This window comes from Shewanella sp. P1-14-1 (genome assembly GCF_001401775.1).
GTDB classification, from domain to species: Bacteria; Pseudomonadota; Gammaproteobacteria; order Enterobacterales; family Shewanellaceae; genus Shewanella; species Shewanella japonica.
Window position 1 is genome coordinate 30,082 of the sequence record NZ_LKTL01000010.1, and the last position, 16,417, is coordinate 46,498.

General features: G+C 40.7%; 16 protein-coding genes and 1 tRNA gene. 6 read left to right on the forward strand and 11 right to left on the reverse strand.

The features are described 5' to 3' along the window. Positions 1 to 183 precede the first annotated feature (183 nt). From rpsU to AN944_RS08890, 5 genes are all read left to right on the forward strand, one after another. Positions 184 to 399 carry a 30S ribosomal protein S21 gene (gene rpsU / locus AN944_RS08870; RefSeq protein WP_055024252.1) on the forward strand — a complete coding sequence of 72 codons (216 nt, stop codon included), beginning with the start codon at positions 184 to 186 and terminating at the stop codon, positions 397 to 399. Positions 400 to 406: 7 nt separating this feature from the next. Next, a complete protein-coding gene (locus AN944_RS08875) occupies positions 407 to 850 on the forward strand; it encodes a GatB/YqeY domain-containing protein (protein ID WP_055024253.1) in 444 nt (147 codons plus the stop codon). Between the two features lie 84 nt (positions 851 to 934). Next, the gene (dnaG, locus tag AN944_RS08880; RefSeq protein ID WP_055024254.1) at positions 935 to 2,659 is read left to right on the forward strand and encodes a DNA primase; all 1,725 of its coding nucleotides are present in this window, start codon (positions 935 to 937) and stop codon (positions 2,657 to 2,659) included. A 149-nt stretch (positions 2,660 to 2,808) separates the two neighbouring features. Next, the gene (rpoD, locus tag AN944_RS08885) at positions 2,809 to 4,641 is read left to right on the forward strand and encodes an RNA polymerase sigma factor RpoD (RefSeq protein WP_055024255.1); all 1,833 of its coding nucleotides are present in this window, start codon (positions 2,809 to 2,811) and stop codon (positions 4,639 to 4,641) included. A 221-nt stretch (positions 4,642 to 4,862) separates the two neighbouring features. Continuing rightward, positions 4,863 to 4,939 (forward strand) — tRNA-Ile (locus AN944_RS08890). A 94-nt stretch (positions 4,940 to 5,033) separates the two neighbouring features. Here the strand turns inward: AN944_RS08890 and AN944_RS08895 are convergent. Further along, positions 5,034 to 5,774, reverse strand: a complete 741-nt coding sequence (locus AN944_RS08895; protein ID WP_055024256.1) for a DUF599 domain-containing protein — start codon at positions 5,772 to 5,774, stop codon at positions 5,034 to 5,036. A gap of 179 nt (positions 5,775 to 5,953) precedes the next feature. After that, complete coding sequence (locus tag AN944_RS08900; protein ID WP_055024257.1) at positions 5,954 to 7,405, reverse strand: NAD-dependent succinate-semialdehyde dehydrogenase; 1,452 nt, start codon at positions 7,403 to 7,405, stop codon at positions 5,954 to 5,956. A gap of 286 nt (positions 7,406 to 7,691) precedes the next feature. On the opposite strand from AN944_RS08900, the gene AN944_RS08905 reads away from it, so the two are divergent. Further along, positions 7,692 to 8,036, forward strand: a complete 345-nt coding sequence (locus AN944_RS08905) for a DUF3634 family protein (protein ID WP_055024258.1) — start codon at positions 7,692 to 7,694, stop codon at positions 8,034 to 8,036. 117 nt (positions 8,037 to 8,153) lie between these two features. Here AN944_RS08905 and AN944_RS08910 read toward each other — a convergent pair whose 3' ends face one another. From AN944_RS08910 to AN944_RS08950, 9 genes are all read right to left on the reverse strand, one after another. Next, positions 8,154 to 8,699: a DUF3833 domain-containing protein gene (locus tag AN944_RS08910; RefSeq protein WP_055024259.1), complete on the reverse strand. Its 546-nt coding sequence runs from the start codon at positions 8,697 to 8,699 to the stop codon at positions 8,154 to 8,156. Next, the gene (locus AN944_RS08915; protein WP_055024260.1) at positions 8,699 to 9,373 is read right to left on the reverse strand and encodes a chalcone isomerase family protein; all 675 of its coding nucleotides are present in this window, start codon (positions 9,371 to 9,373) and stop codon (positions 8,699 to 8,701) included. Before AN944_RS08915 ends, AN944_RS08910 begins: the two co-directional genes overlap by 1 nt. Beyond that, positions 9,360 to 9,917: a DUF2878 domain-containing protein gene (locus tag AN944_RS08920; protein ID WP_055024261.1), complete on the reverse strand. Its 558-nt coding sequence runs from the start codon at positions 9,915 to 9,917 to the stop codon at positions 9,360 to 9,362. Before AN944_RS08920 ends, AN944_RS08915 begins: the two co-directional genes overlap by 14 nt. A gap of 2 nt (positions 9,918 to 9,919) precedes the next feature. After that, the gene (locus AN944_RS08925; protein WP_055024262.1) at positions 9,920 to 11,191 is read right to left on the reverse strand and encodes a cyclopropane-fatty-acyl-phospholipid synthase family protein; all 1,272 of its coding nucleotides are present in this window, start codon (positions 11,189 to 11,191) and stop codon (positions 9,920 to 9,922) included. A gap of 77 nt (positions 11,192 to 11,268) precedes the next feature. Then, entirely contained in the window at positions 11,269 to 12,081 is an 813-nt protein-coding gene (locus AN944_RS08930; protein ID WP_055024263.1) for a DUF1365 domain-containing protein, read from the reverse strand. Next, positions 12,078 to 13,346, reverse strand: a complete 1,269-nt coding sequence (locus AN944_RS08935) for an NAD(P)/FAD-dependent oxidoreductase (protein ID WP_055024264.1) — start codon at positions 13,344 to 13,346, stop codon at positions 12,078 to 12,080. Before AN944_RS08935 ends, AN944_RS08930 begins: the two co-directional genes overlap by 4 nt. A gap of 75 nt (positions 13,347 to 13,421) precedes the next feature. Beyond that, complete coding sequence (locus AN944_RS08940; protein WP_055024265.1) at positions 13,422 to 14,186, reverse strand: SDR family NAD(P)-dependent oxidoreductase; 765 nt, start codon at positions 14,184 to 14,186, stop codon at positions 13,422 to 13,424. Continuing rightward, positions 14,183 to 14,626, reverse strand: coding sequence for a nuclear transport factor 2 family protein (locus AN944_RS08945; RefSeq protein WP_055024364.1), 444 nt, complete (start codon positions 14,624 to 14,626; stop codon positions 14,183 to 14,185). Before AN944_RS08945 ends, AN944_RS08940 begins: the two co-directional genes overlap by 4 nt. A gap of 341 nt (positions 14,627 to 14,967) precedes the next feature. Further along, complete coding sequence (locus tag AN944_RS08950) at positions 14,968 to 16,323, reverse strand: ammonia-forming cytochrome c nitrite reductase subunit c552 (RefSeq protein ID WP_055024365.1); 1,356 nt, start codon at positions 16,321 to 16,323, stop codon at positions 14,968 to 14,970. Positions 16,324 to 16,417 lie beyond the last annotated feature (94 nt).

Here is a 16,417-nt window from a genome sequence, read left to right on the forward strand (position 1 = left end):
GGTTATTCCAGTCATCAAGGGACTAACTGCAAAATATGACAAGCCAATTACACAAAGTCGCCCATAAAGGGGGTTTACAAAAGCATCATTATCGGTGTAGAATTTCGCACCATTTTAAATAGCCTTGGTTAATCTACCTTTGATGGTAGTGCCAAATTAACTACACCTAAGGGGTGATGGCGTATGCCAATTATTAAAGTACGTGAAAACGAACCATTCGACGTAGCTCTTCGTCGTTTCAAGCGCTCTTGTGAAAAAGCAGGTATCTTAGCTGATGTTCGCGCTCGTGAATTCTACGAGAAGCCAACTTCTGCACGTAAGCGCGCAAAAGCTGCCGCTGTTAAGCGTCTAGCTAAGAAGCTTTCTCGCGAAAACGCACGTCGCGTACGTTTATACTAATCTCATTATGAGCCTAGTTGAACAGCTAAAAGACCAAATGAAAGAAGCCATGCGTGCCAAAGATAAGGCACGTTTGGGGACTATTCGTATGGCATTGTCTGCCGTTAAACAGATTGAAGTGGATACCCGCGAAACTCTGACTGACGAACAAACAATAGCCGTTTTAACCAAAATGGTAAAACAACGTCGCGATTCTATTGCTCAATATGAGTCAGCAGGTCGCCCGGAGTTAGCAGCATCTGAAGCAGAAGAGATTCAAGTTATTGAAACTTTCTTGCCTTCTCCTTTAACAGAAGAAGAAGTTGCGGCAATTATTGATGAAGCTATCGCTCAGGTAGGTGCATCATCCATGGCGGATATGGGCAAAGTAATGGGAGCATTAAAATCTAAAGTTCAAGGCCGTGCAGATATGGGTGCCATTGGCAGCCAAATTCGTGCTAAATTAAACTAGTTAAATTTTAATGTTGAATAAGCCGTGCATTATTGCGCGGCTTGTTTGTTTTATCTACATGGTAATGCGAGACCTATAGCATTTATGGCGATACCTCGTGACTTTATCAATGAGCTCATAGCTCGCACAGACATTGTTGATCTGATTGATCATCGTGTTCCTTTGAAAAAAGCAGGGAAAAATCACTCTGCATGTTGTCCTTTTCATAGCGAAAAATCACCTTCATTTACCGTGAGTCAAGATAAGCAGTTTTATCACTGTTTTGGCTGTGGTGCCCATGGCAATGCCATCGATTTTATTATGGAATATGATCGATTGGAGTTTGTTGATGCCATTGAGGAACTCGCTGGTAAATTGGGATTAGATGTACCAAGAGAACAAGGTACGGGTCCCAAAAAAGATCAAGGTTTGAGTCGCGACTTATATCAATTGATGGAAGAAGCCAATCTTTACTATCAAAGTCAATTGCGCCAGCACTCAGACAAACAAAAAGTCATCGACTATTTAGATTTTCGCGGACTGTCTTCAAAAGTAGTAGAACAATTTGGAATAGGCTTTGCGCCAGATGGCTGGGATGGCCTATTAGGTAGATACCGTCAAAACCAAGCTGCACAAGACAAGTTGCTAACTGCTGGCATGCTAATCGCCAATGATAACGGTAAGCGCTATGACCGGTTTAGAGATCGGTTAATGTTTCCAATTCGCGACCGCAGAGGTCGTGTAGTTGGCTTTGGTGGTCGAGTTTTAGGCGATGGAACACCAAAGTACTTGAATTCGCCAGAAACGCCCATATTTCATAAGGGCAACGAGCTTTACGGCCTTTATGAGTTAAAACAGCGTCATCGAGATCCACAACAAGTGTTGATTGTTGAAGGATATATGGACGTTGTTGCATTAGCCCAATTTGATGTAGATTATGCTGTTGCTTCATTAGGTACTGCGACAACAGCTGAACAATTTCAGTTACTTGTACGTAGTGCTAAAGAAGTCATTTGTTGCTACGACGGTGATAAAGCAGGTAAAGCCGCTGCTTGGCGTGCACTTGAAACTGCACTGCCCTTATTAAAACCAGGTGATGTGGTTCGGTTTATGTTTTTACCCCAAGGCGAAGATCCAGATACGATGGTTCGTCAAATTGGTAAAGACGGTTTTGAAAAATTAATGCTCGATGCGCTCGACTTGCCCGCATTCTTATTTGAGACATTAACAGCCCAATATGGCACAGATAAAAGTGCACTGGCCAAACAAGCCATTACACTCATTGAACGAGTACAAGATACCGTTCTACAGAATTTACTCTTAGAGAATCTTGCGCATAAAATTGGTATGAATAGCGCAGATGATTTAAAGAAAAAATTGGGTTTTGCTGTTAAACAACAGCAGCCTATGAATAAAAAGGGCTTACAAGGTCGTGGTACGCCATTGCGATTAGCAATTGCATTATTAGTGCAACGTCCTGAATTAGGGTTTGGCCTAGCTGCTCAACCCGCATTAGCCCATTTGCAAATCCCTGGCATTGCATTGCTCATTGATTTGCTAAACTTAACTCGTGAACAACAGTTTAACAGCGCACAACTACTTGAGATGTATCGAGAGCACGAACAAAAAAGTGCCTTGATAAAATTGGCCCAATGGGACCACCAAGTGGCGGATGAAAACTTAGTTCAGGAGTTTAAGCAAACCTTGATCTGGCTGAACAATCAATATATTGAACAGCGCTATCAAGAACTGAGTCTTAAACAAACTCTAACAAAAGCTGAAAAAATTCAGCTAACGAAGCTGATTTCTATCATGAAAGGCATTGCGTAAGCACATTTTTTATTTCAAAAATGTTCAGTAAAGCAATGTCATGGACTAGCGTACTTTAGTTCATACAGCTATAATTGACGATTTGCTTGGCACTTATGCTTCGGCTAGTGTCCAGTCGTTATTTCAGTTACCCAACTTGGATGATATCTATGGAGCATACTCCGCAGTCGCAACTTAAATTGTTGCTTGCTAAAGGTAAAGAGCAAGGTTATTTAACCTATGCTGAAGTCAATGACCACTTGCCAGCTGACATGGTCGATTCAGATCAGATTGAAGATATTGTCCAGATGATCAATGACATGGGTATCCGCGTTTATGAACAAGCGCCAGATGCCGATGAAATGATGATGTCTGAGGACAACACCGATGAAGATGCAGCAGAAGAAGCAGCAGCTGCACTTGCAACGGTAGAGAGCGAATTAGGTCGCACAACCGATCCAGTCCGTATGTACATGCGTGAAATGGGCACGGTTGAGCTATTGACCCGCGAAGGCGAAATTGTCATCGCAAAACGTATTGAAGAAGGCATTAATACGGTTCAAAGCTCTGTATCTGAATACCCGCAAGCCATTGCGATGATTCTTGAGCAATTTGATAAGTATGAAGCTGATGAACTTCGTCTAACTGATATTATTTCAGGCTTTGTTAACCCAGATGATGACGATGTTGCGCCAACAGCAACACACGTAGGCTCTGAGTTATCAGAAGAAGAACTAGAAGACGAAGATGATGACGGTGATGACGAGGACGATGAAGAAGAAGGTCCAAAAGGTCCTGATCCTGAAGAAGCCAAAGAAAAATTCACCCAATTGCGTGAAGCTTACGAAAAAGGCTTATTGGTAATCGAAAAGAAAGGTCGTGATCACCCTGAAGCCATTGGCGCTTTATTCGTGATTGGCGAGCTTTTCAAAGAATTCCGTTTAATCCCAAAACAGTTTGATCGCTTAGTTAAAAGCATGCGCACCATGATGGATCGTGTTCGTGTTCAAGAGCGTTTAATCCTTAAGCTTTGTGTTGAACAAGCTAAAATGCCAAAGAAAAACTTTGTTAAGTTTTTCACTGGTAATGAAACTGATTTAGCTTGGTTCCACGCTGAAAAAGACAGTAATAAGCCTTACGCTGAAGGCTTAAGAATGGTTGAAGAAGACGTTGTTCGTTGTAGCACTAAACTCGCTGCAATCGAAGAAGAAACCGGCTTAATCATCCGTGCTATTAAAGACATCAACCGTCGCATGTCAATCGGTGAAGCTAGAGCTCGTCGTGCGAAGAAAGAAATGGTTGAAGCAAACTTACGTCTTGTAATTTCTATCGCTAAAAAATACACCAACCGTGGTTTACAGTTCTTGGATTTGATTCAGGAAGGTAACATTGGTTTGATGAAAGCTGTAGATAAGTTTGAATACCGTCGTGGTTATAAGTTCTCGACTTATGCAACATGGTGGATCCGTCAGGCAATTACTCGTTCTATTGCTGATCAAGCGCGTACTATTCGTATTCCAGTACATATGATTGAAACGATTAACAAATTAAATCGTATTTCACGTCAAATGTTACAAGAAATGGGTCGCGAGCCAACACCTGAAGAATTATCTGAGCGTATGCTAATGCCTGAAGATAAGATTCTTAAAGTGTTAAAAATCGCTAAAGAACCGATTTCAATGGAAACACCAATTGGTGACGATGAAGATTCGCACTTAGGTGACTTTATTGAGGATAATACCTTAGAGCTTCCTTTAGACTCAGCGACAAGCGAAAGTTTAAAGAATGCGACTCACGAAGTATTAGCAGGTCTAACAGCTCGTGAAGCTAAAGTATTACGTATGCGTTTTGGTATCGATATGAACACCGACCATACGCTTGAAGAAGTCGGTAAACAGTTTGACGTAACACGTGAACGTATTCGTCAGATTGAAGCGAAAGCATTGCGTAAACTACGCCACCCTTCTCGTTCAGAAATCTTAAAGTCGTTCTTAGACGAGTAAGTCTTAATAGAACTAAGATAATCGAAAGATTAAAAAGCCCGCATAAAGCGGGCTTTTTTGTTGTTATAAATCAGCAATATCTATTCAATAGCCTTCCTATATTGCTTAACAGATAACCAAACGATCCTCAGAAGTCAATTTCTGGCAAATTCAGTGGTGACAAGTAACAATAAACTTCGTATACTTCCCTCCGCTTTTGGTAGTGACGACTAACTTAAGTCGGCCCCTTAGCTCAGTTGGTTAGAGCATACGACTCATAATCGTCAGGTCCCCAGTTCGAGTCTGGGAGGGGCCACCAATTTTGATAAGCCGCTTAAAGAAATTTAAGCGGCTTTTTCATGTCTATTTTTCAACAAAATGGAGTTCAACACTCCCAATCAAATAGTCACAGCTTATAACGTTGACCTTTCATGAGCTTTGTCTTTGACTGCTTTGGCAATCTCTAAATGAGTTTGAGCTGCCGTAATCGCTCTGACCGCTCTAGACTTAAACTCTCGTTGATAAAGGGTATATACCACCAGCAAGCTCGCCACAATCAATAGCATAGGGTTCCAGAACCAACACAGCGCCGCCATTGAGAAATAATAAGAGCGTAGACCATAATTATAGGAATGAGCAGCCTGATCACCTACAGTGGCCATTTGTCGGGAATAGGCAGCTAAATTTTTATTTTGACCTGTTGGGTCTATGGGTGCTGCGCCTATCATCACATTCAAAAAGCCATATTGACGCATTGACCAAGTAAATTGAAAAAAAGCTAATACAAAAATACCCGCAAGCAAAGCGAGCTTAACTTGCACTAATGCATGATTGGGCTCTGCAGCAAATGGTATCGAGCTAATGACGTCTTCAAGTCGCTCTACTTGCGCAAACAGCGTTAACACACCTGCTAAGACCAGTAAGGTTGTCGAGGCAAAAAATGCGATATTTCGTTCTAAATTGGCCAATAAAGACGCTTCACCTACGCGGATCTCCTTGGTCATAACCTCTGCCATCCAATGAATTCGGTGTTGGTGTAAGCATCGAGCAATACAGTTAGTATTTTTTGCTTTTTTTCGAGCAAAAATGGTGTATCCCACCCAACAAAGGAAGAAACAGACAAGCGCTAAAATATCGAATAAAGAAAAAAGCATCGCTCTCAATTGGTTATTGGTGATGTGTTTAATTATGCATCACATTCTCTAACGCTTAAACCGCTTTATTAATAAAACATTATTCGGTTAATTGAGTGGTTAGTGTTACGTATTCAATCTATTTGCTGTAAACGCGCTACTGCATATAACGCTAAACGCTCGATAAAAAGAGAAACGCTTTATATTGAAACGCAAACATACTTCATTTCAAGGTACTCATCCAAACCATGTCTGGATCCCTCTCGACCAATACCAGAAGACTTAATCCCACCAAACGGAGCAACTTCAGTTGAAATCAGCCCTGTATTAACCCCAACCATGCCAAACTCTAACGCCTCTGAAACCCGATAAACTAAACTAATGTCGTTTGCATAAAAATATGCAGCTAAACCAAAATCTGTATCATTAGCCATTTCTATCACTTGTGCTTCATCATCAAACTCAAAAATAGGGGCGATGGGTCCAAAGGTTTCTTCTTTTGCTACTAACATGTTTTGCTGGCAATTGCTTATCACTGTGGGAGCAAAAAAGTGACCAGAGTCTGTAAGTGGCTGACCACCAACTAATACTTTGCCATTAAGTGATAAGGCATTAGCAATGTGCGATTTGGCTTTATCAACGGCATCTTGGTTTATCAGCGGTCCAATATCAGTCTCTACATCAAAGCCATCTCCTACATTAAGCGCTGTAACCGCTTTGACGAACTTCTCAGTAAACTGTTTTATGATCCCTGATTGCACATAGATACGGTTTGCACAAACGCATGTTTGCCCAGCATTTCTAAACTTAGCTTGTATCGCCCCAGCTACAGCAGCTTCAATATCTGCATCATTGAACACAATAAAAGGCGCATTGCCGCCAAGCTCTAGTGATAACTTTTTTACTGTGGGGGCACATTGTTGCATTAATTTAACCCCCACGGCTGTTGAGCCAGTAAAAGATAACTTTCTTACCTGATGACTTTCACACAAGATTTGACCTACTTTCTTTGCCTCTCCGATAACCACATTAAACACCCCGTTAGGAATTCCTGCCCTATGAGCAAGCTCGGCTAGGGCAAGCGCAGTTAATGGCGTTTGTGGTGCAGGTTTGACAATCATGCTGCAGCCTGCGGCTAATGCAGGTGCAGCTTTGCGAGTAATCATTGCTAAGGGGAAGTTCCATGGCGTAATAGCCGCGGTCACACCTATGGCTTGCTTTATGACGGTTATGCGTTTGTCTGCTTGGTGCCCCGGAATTGTCTCTCCATAGACTCGCTTTGCTTCCTCAGCAAACCACTCAATAAATGATGCGCCATAATTCACTTCAGCTTGAGCTTCCGCGAGGGGTTTTCCCTGCTCTAACGTCATAATCCTGGCAAGGTCGTCACTATGCTGCAGTATAAGCTGATGCCACTTGAGCAGTATTTGTTGGCGTGCTTTAGCCGTTAACGCTTGCCAAGGGGCTAATGCCTGCTGCGCTGCGCTAATCGCAGAATGAACTTGTGATTCACTAAGTTGTGGCACACAGGCAACAAGCTCATTGGTCGCGGGATTGATTACATCTTGAGTGAAACCAGAATCCCCATCAATCCATTGACCATTAACATAAGCTTGTTGACGAAAAAGAGAGGCATCTTGAACTCGGTGCATAGCATGACCTTTTAACGAAAATAAGTACCTAACCAACACTCAAAAACTGACTCATCAATAATTGGGATGGCTTACTCGAATAAGTTAATAGTAACTAAGTTTCATAGACATAACGACCCAAGATCAATTGTGTATTCAATGATGCTTCAAATGTCGTGCTTCAGCGATGTGATCTAACCGTCATCCAACGTATTAATGCCCTAAATGGATTGCAATCTTATATCAGCGGAGTATCTTTATTATTGATAGTGTGTCTTTAAAGGATTGAAATTAAAAGGATCGATATATGCTTGAATCGGGTTTTAAAGTCCTCTTTGTATTAGTTTTTTTTGTCATTGCTTACAAACTTATTTTTTCAGGTTCTCGTGGACTAACAATATTTGAAATGCATTTCAAAGAAGGGAAACTGAATAAACATTCGGGCAAAATACCTGAGCGTTTCTCAAGAGAATGTAAAGCCATAGCAAAAGCTGAAAAGTTAACTTGTACAGTACGTGCTGAAAAGCAAGGTGATGTCAGATTACACGTATCTGCCAACGTATCAGATAAGTTAACCCAACGAATTAGAAATGTGTTTCCATTTGAATATTACGATAAAAAACAGCCTGATAATTCAAAATTAAAAGGCTGATTGCGATACTACTAAGGTTATTGTCTTCTTAATAACCTTAGTTTTGCTCAATCTGCTATAGATATTTTAGACAGTTAGCTAGCTTTTAAATAACTCTTTTAATAACTCTTTTAATAACTATGGTTGCTTTTGAATAACCAAAGTCACTTGGGCAACTGTTACCCCAAACTTAATAATATCGCTTTTGTTAATGATAGTATTTTCATCCACTAAGAACATCCAGTCATCAAAGTGCACTTCATATTCTGACTCATCTACAATCAAGTTCATGTCATAAGCCCAACGTAACGCACTGCCCTTAGCTTCGCCTGTAGCAATACCTAAAATATCGTTAGCCTTTCCTTCATATTGGCCATTACCTAAATCGGTAATATGCCAAATTCGGGTTTGTTTTTCCCCATCATCATAAATAAATCGCTCGTCAATAATACCTTGATTACCTTGCCAGCTAGCATCCATCGAGACTGTAAATTTACGAGTCACAGTGCCTGAAAAATCCTGAACAATGCCGGCAGCAGTCAATTTACCAGCAAAAAACTGCTGCAAATCCAATACAGGGGTAGTTTTATCGTAATCCTCGATTGAAGCCGATGAGCAAGACATTAAAGATAAAGCTGCCAAGGTTGCTATGCAAAATGACTTTATTCTATTTAGTTGAGTCATTATTTATTGGCTCCAATTAATTGCTGTCTAAGTTCTGGTCTACTGGTTTGCTCCGAAAGCCAAATATCCAAAAATGCGGCAGCAAAACCCGGTTCTTGAATAATTGGTAATGCTTGCTCATTGAAGTAAAACTGCCCTTTATCTTGGCTGTGCATCATAAAACTTAATCTATCGCCTTCCTTAACATCTGGCCATGCTTGTTCGATCTGCTGTTGCAATCGCACAATTTCTTCACTGTCGATACCTATGTGCAGCCATTGGTCGACCGTCGCTTCAATTAAATCTTCAGCATCAATATCGCGGTGATATTCAATCTCAAGCTTTAGCGGAAATTGGTCTTGTTGGTATTCTCCATCTACAGACATCAATTTTGCGCTATAAATAGAAAACCACAGTAAGTCCATATCTGCCTGCCCTACCATTTTCAACACACTTGATTCATTAGTATCTTGTTTAGTCGCAGGCATTGATTCTTGAACTGTTATAGCTGTCGTTGCAGCTTCAAAATCAGCGGTAACTGCGGCTGAAGAAAATGGGCTCAGAGTCAGACATAAAGTCGCAGCGATTGTTCGCAAAGAATTCTTAGTATCATGTTTAATATTAAAACTGGCTAACCAACGTTTTTTTGTCGTTATTGATGACGTTAACATTGCCGCTCTACTATATAGTTTCATGCTCCTTCCTCCTTTGTGACAGCTGATTAAAGACGTTATTTGAATAGTGTTTGGCTTGCTTTAGACCGATAGATTTTGCTAGATGCAAAAAAGATGGAAACAACACAAACCAAATTACAAACAATACAATCGCCGTTGTAGCAGTTCCTTGAGGTAAGGTCACTGCCCCAAGGTTAGCACCACCGATATAACTTAGGCTGCCAAATACGCCACCTAGCAGTGCTTGAATAGCAACGGGCAAATGGTTAAACAGTGCCAGACTGTAATTTAATGAGATAGCAAAATATGCCCAAAGTAGCCCTAACCAAATAGGGAATGAAGCGAACTCAAATATTCCAAATACCGTCAGCAATGAGTCGACTAAACAGCCCGCTATGGCGCTTACCAGCATAACCTTAAGGTCCCACTTCTTTTGCTGACTCACCACAAAATGCCATACGATTAACAATGCGGGTATGACAATTAATTGGTTTCCGGCTAATACACCGGCCCACCAAATAACCTGAAATGCACAAGCATTAATAATGTTAGTATGGCTTTTCATTGTTAAGCACCGCTTGCTAAAGCAGTACGATACTTGGGACGAACAGCCACCAAATGCACCGCACTCGTTGTGCGCTCTAAAAAGCCACCTTCGCAATAACTTAGATAAAACTTCCACATACGAATAAAGTCTTCACCGTACCCAAGCTGTTTAACTTTTTGCTGCGCGTGATCAAAACGTTGATGCCAGTGAAGTAATGTTTGTGCGTAATCTTTCCCCATGTCATCAATTGACCAAACAACCATATCGGTTTGTTTTGCAACATGTTTGTTCATTTCACTTACTGATGGTAAACAGCCACCAGGGAATATGTAACGTTGAATAAAATCAACACCTTTTCGGTAGCTGTCATAGCGCTGATCGGCAATAGTAATAGCCTGAATAAGCATTCTTCCTTCAGGCTTTAATAAGGTTTCAAGCTTCTTAAAGAAGCTCGGTAAATACTCATGACCCACCGCTTCAATCATTTCTATCGATACAACCCGGTCATATTCACCTGTCAATAATCGATAATCTTGTTTAAGTAACGTAATACGATCACTCAAGCCTTCTTGCTCGACTCTGTTAGCTGCGTATTCATACTGAGCGTCTGAAATTGTGGTTGTGGTGACATTGACATCAAAGTGTTTCGCTGCGTAAATCGCTAACGCTCCCCAACCCGTTCCCACTTCAAGCAATGTTTGGCCAGGTTTTAAATCCAATCGCTCACAAATGGTGTGCAATTTGTGTAGTTGCGCTTCTTCTAGGCTGGCGCTGTTATGCGGATATAACGCACTTGAATAGAGCATTTCTTTATCCAGAAATTGCTCATACATTGCATTACCTAGGTCATAATGCGCTAGAATATTACGCTTAGAGCCTGATGTAGAGTTACGGTTGAATACGTGTTTGATGCGATTAACACCAACACTAAACCATGAAAAGTAGCGCTCAATATTGTCTAAAAGTGCAAGGTTTCGAGCAAACAATTGAACCACTTTAGTCAAGTCTGGACTAGACCAATGCCCTTGGATGTAGGCTTCACCAGCGCCAATTGAACCACCCCAAATAATTTGCTTGTAAAAACTAGGATGAGAGACTTGGATAGTGGCATGTAAATCTGAATCAAAATTGCCAAAACTCACACTTTGTTCTGCGCTAGCTTGATCATCGGAGCTCACAATCGTTAGATAGCCATCAGAAAGGTGCGTTAATGCTTTTAATAAAATTTTCTTGGCAAAACCTTCGGAAATAGTTGCTTGAGCTAAGTTGGCACCTGTTGCTGTATTTTCCATATCACTCTCCGCGTCCTACGTTAATCTGTTTATCATTATGATGTTGATATACGTAACAAGTTGTCATTTGGTTTAATTTAAGTTTGCGGGTGAACCACAAACGGGATCCGCTTTACAAACAGTTTTAAAGCTTGCCAATAAATACCCCACATTATTTTCACTGTCATAATAGGAAACCCTATCAACATCTTGCGAATGTTTGCGGCAGTAAATGTTCGACGCTTTAAGTAAAGACTCGCATCAAATAGTTTGTTATTAGCGTCATCTCGGTTTTGAATCGTGACGTTAAGTCGCTTACTGGGTGGGGTAATTTTCCATTGATAATGCATATCAAGATCAAGAAAAGGCGAAACATGAAACACTTTATCAGTGTGTTGAGTATCTTGCAGGTCCACTAAATAACAATGTCGCTCATCCCATGGTGTATTACTCACCTCTGCGAGCATATAGATAGGTTTGCCGTCTTGATAGCAAAAGTAAAAGTTAACAGGACTGAAGTAAAAGCCAAAATGCCTGATTTGCCCAGCAAAGATAACCGAGTCACATTGAGTGCTTGCCCCCAACTGTGTAATGGTCCAAAGCACTCGATGCTTTAAACCAGCCTCAGGAGACATAACATCACAATCTGCCATTAATTCAATCACTGCTTCATTAGAAAATTGGCTAGTGAGATTGTTTAAATAATCACTTGGATTAAACTTCAGCAAACTCCATTTAGACAAACCAAAAATTTTACTGACTTTTTCTAGTTGGTTAACCTCATCTAAATCTATTGCCATCAAAGCCATCTCATATTCAAAAGAATGAGATTTAGGCGTAAACCGTCTGTGGCTTACCTCGCCTTGGTAAATACCACTATGGAATTTGTCAGACTCTACCACTGATGTCATAGGCTAATACCGAAGTTATTACATACATCTAAGCCACTGCGCACACCATCTTCGTGAAAGCCGTTATACCAATATGCACCAGCAAAATGAGTATGACGCACGCCACAAATTCGGCTTCGCTCTTTTTGAGCTGCCATACTCGCTTCATTAAATACCGGATGAGCATAGTTAAATTTGCGAAGAATTTTACTCTCATCAATCAAATGAGTTTGATTTAAGGTGACACAAAAGGTGGGGGCATCTTTAGGAAGACGCTGCAATATGTTCATATTGTAAGTCACACTGGCGGGTTTATTCGCAATATCACTCGCATCAACCCCTTGTAAACGATAATTCCAGCTTGCCCATGCTGCTTTTCGCTTTGGCAATAGGTTCACATCGGTGTGTAATACAACTTCATTATCTTGATAAGCCATCGCCCCCAGAACTTGACGCTCATCTTCAGAAGCGTCAGTTAGCATAGCTAGCGCTTGGTCACTGTGACAAGCCAATATGACTTCATCGAAGTACTGCACTTCTCCATCGTTAATTTTTATATTGACCCCATCATGCTTACGTTCAATTGACGTTACCGGAGAATTGAGAAACAAGCGCTGTTTGAATGGTTCAATAAGTGCAGGAATATAACTACGAGAGCCACCTTCAAGTACATACCACTGCGGACGGTCGCTGATATTCAACAATCCGTGGTGATGGAAGAATCGAATGAAAAATCGTAACGAGAAGGCACGCATATCGTTAATGCTGGCAGACCAAATGGCGGCGCCCATAGGTAAAATGTAGTGTTCACTGAAAAAATCAGAAAACCCTTGGCTATCTAAAAACTCGCCTAACGTGTCAATTTGATAGTCTTCTGCATCATAAATGGCTTTACATTGATTATTAAACTTAACGATTTCAGCTAGAAATCGATAAAAATCAGGTTTTAATAAGTTACGACGCTGAGCAAACATGCTCCAAAGCGTGTGGCCATTGTACTCTAAACCTGTTTGGGTGTTTTGAACGCTGAAACTCATTTCTGTAGGCAAAGACTTTACATCTAAACGTGCCATTAATTTCTGAAATCTTGGATAAGTACGGTCATTAAATACAATAAAACCACTATCAATAGCGTAGGGTTTCCCTCCCACCTCGACATCAATTGTTGCCGTGTGCCCACCGATATAGTCATTCGCTTCAAATACAGTCACTTCATGTAATTGACTGAGTAAATGAGCACATGTTAACCCTGAAATACCTGATCCAACCACTGCAATTTTTTTCATATTAATCCTTTATGATTATTATTGTTTTAGACCATTTATACTGTTCTAGAGGTCAAAATCTCAGTTTTAACCATTTTAAGAGTGCTTCTGCGCTTTAGGCGCAAGTAAATTGTTAATCAATCCCGAAGGTAAACAAGCTAAACATTTCAATATATAGGTAAAACGTTTAGGGAAATGAATCTCATCACGACCTTTTTTCAATCCACTAAAAATATCAATAGCCGCTTGTTGCGCAGAGATTTTCATCGGCATCGAAAAATCGTTTTTATCAGTTAGTGGCGTTGATACAAAGCCTGGGCATATCACACTGACTCCAATATCGTGTTGCGTTAAATCTAACCGCAAGCTACTTGCAAGGTAATTGACAGCGGCTTTTGACGCGCCGTAAGCTTCCGCACGAGGGAAAGGTAAATAGGTCGCACTTGAGCTCATTAAACCGATACGGCCATGAGCAGCAATAAGTGGTAAAAAAAACTGTAAACAATACCCCATTGCAATCAGATTAGTGTTAATCACTCTTTCAAATAAAGCGCCATCAAATTGAAGCGGATTATCTATATACTCACAACTCCCCGCATTGAGAACAACGGTTGTTAGCGTTAATCCTTTATTATTTAGCATAGTGCTAAGTTGCATTGATGCTTGTTCTATTTGATATTTATCATTGATATCAAACATCAACGGATATGCACCGCCAATGGTGTTGAGCGATTGCTCATTTCTACCACACGCAAACACATGGTATCCCAGCTCAATATAATGACGTGCTAACGCAAGCCCAATACCAGAACTTGCACCTGTGATTAAAATCGCTTCCTGTTTAGCTGTATTGGTTTTCATGACGATGCCCTAGACTTAACCATACGAATCAATTTTCCCAATAGTGGAATGGGTTCATATAGCATCTGGCCAAGATCGAAGTAATCACGGTGAGAATAGATTTTATCTGTGAATTGCAGATGGCTCATGCCTTCAACATTAATAGGCTGGCCATGATTCAGCTTAGAATGCTGGTAAGTCATGATCCAAAAAACTGAAGCTTGGCTTGCAGAGGCACTTACTTGCTGTATATCAAAGTTGATAGCCTCAACATTGGCATACATGTTCGCAAAGTACTGGGTCAGATCAGCTAATCCTTCTACTTTATGTAGTGGATCTTGAAACACGATATTCTCACTGTAGACCTGATTCAGAAGGTGCAAAGTATTCTTATTGAGCTGTTGATACATGTTAATGAAGTCATCAACAATTTGCGCCTGAACAGGCGTATCGAAATTCATCGGCTCAGGTAACTCACTAACGGTATTAGTGCTACTGTGCATTTAACTCTCCTTGAACCATTTCACTAAACATCATGTTTAATTTTTAAAAGCTGAAGTACAGTAAACAAAAAGCAATTAAAACGAATAGTTATCTATTGATAATAAGCTTAGTTACTGGATTTGTCTTAAAAATAATCAAACAAAACCTAAATATTTTATATACCCTTAAGTACGTTGAATTAGCTTCTAAAGATCAAAAAAAAGCACCTAGGTTACCCTAGGTGCTTTTTACTAATGCTATTCAGCTAAATGATCAACTTAGTATTGATTCACCAGCTTGCCAAAATTGACTGAATAGCTTATTGATAGCCTCTTACAGCAATTGGGTTCCAATGCTTTTCAACTTCATCTTTAATAAACATCTGTTTAGCTTCACTTAGTTTAGCTTCATTAATTCCCACAGCGGCATGTGCTGACTCTTTCGAGCTAATATCTGGATACTCAACCTTGTCCACTTTAAGACCTGCTAATACTTGTGCAAGTACCGCTCTTGCCATTTTAGCTTGAGATGTTGCTCGGCTCAGCAGCATACGGCCTTCGTCTGGGTTATGGGCATATAAACCGTGTGAAGCCATCGCAAAGTCCCAGTGCCATTGACCATGCCTAATAGACATAATCGCACTATTCATTTGCTCCCAATTAGCACCAGCATCCCAAGCTGCTTTCGCTTCATAATGGGCTTTCACTAACAAGCCTTCAACCTCACGAGCCATTGCTTCAATTTCATGCTTATCAGCATCAAGTTGGGCTGTGATCGCTTCTTTGCTTTCATGGCACGCTATACATGTCTTATCAAAGTGCGGTAATGCTTTATCAACTTTATGGTTGGTAAACTCTTCACCTTTTGCATTTTCTTCAACTGGCATGTGGCAAGTAATACAAGTCACATTCGCCTCTGCATGTTTACTGCGGCTCCAGTGTTCAAACTCAGGATGACGCGCCTTGAGTATCGGCGTTTTAGAAATAGGATGGATCCACTCATAAAATCGGCGAGTGTCGTAGTATTTTAAAATGTTGTCAGTATCACTGCCAAAAATCCATGGCATGTTAACGACGTTACTTTTTTCAGGTTGGAAGTAGTAAGTCACATGACATTGACCACATACTTGTGCCCCTTGCATTGATGCATCTTGTTTTTCAAACGGAATACCTGTTTTGCTCATTGCATTTTGAGCATGCGGACGAGGTAGTGCGAGTTCAGCACTGCCATCTACATGACAATCAGTACAGTAAACAACACTATTAATCTCCGTACCTAAGTCAGTAAAGTTAGACGCTGAATACCCTTCAAACCCCATCTCTTTAATTAAACGAGGTGCATCAGGTGTTTTACATGTCCAACAGCTTGCTGACGTGCCTTTTTCACCTTCCTTAGGTGGCACGCCAGTGCGTAATGTGAGGGTGACATCTGCAACCGCAAATTGGTGCCCACGGGGACTGTGATACTCTTTGGCAAATGAAGAGCCTGCCCATAAGATAATGTTAGCAGGGTAACTTGCTAACATATCTTCTCGCTCTGTTTGCTCTTCTGTTTCGGCCCAAGTTTTATATTGGTCAGGAAACTTAGTTTGATTGATATCTGTTTTGGCGCTTGCAGCGAAGCATGAAGCTAAGCCCAATACAGCAACAAAACTCGCTACACACTTTTTAGTCATCCCCAACACCTTGCTGTTATGTTGTTTAAACAAAGCTAATTGCTTATTCACAGTTTTTCCTTCCAACGTAATAAAATGTCATAGCTCATCAGGC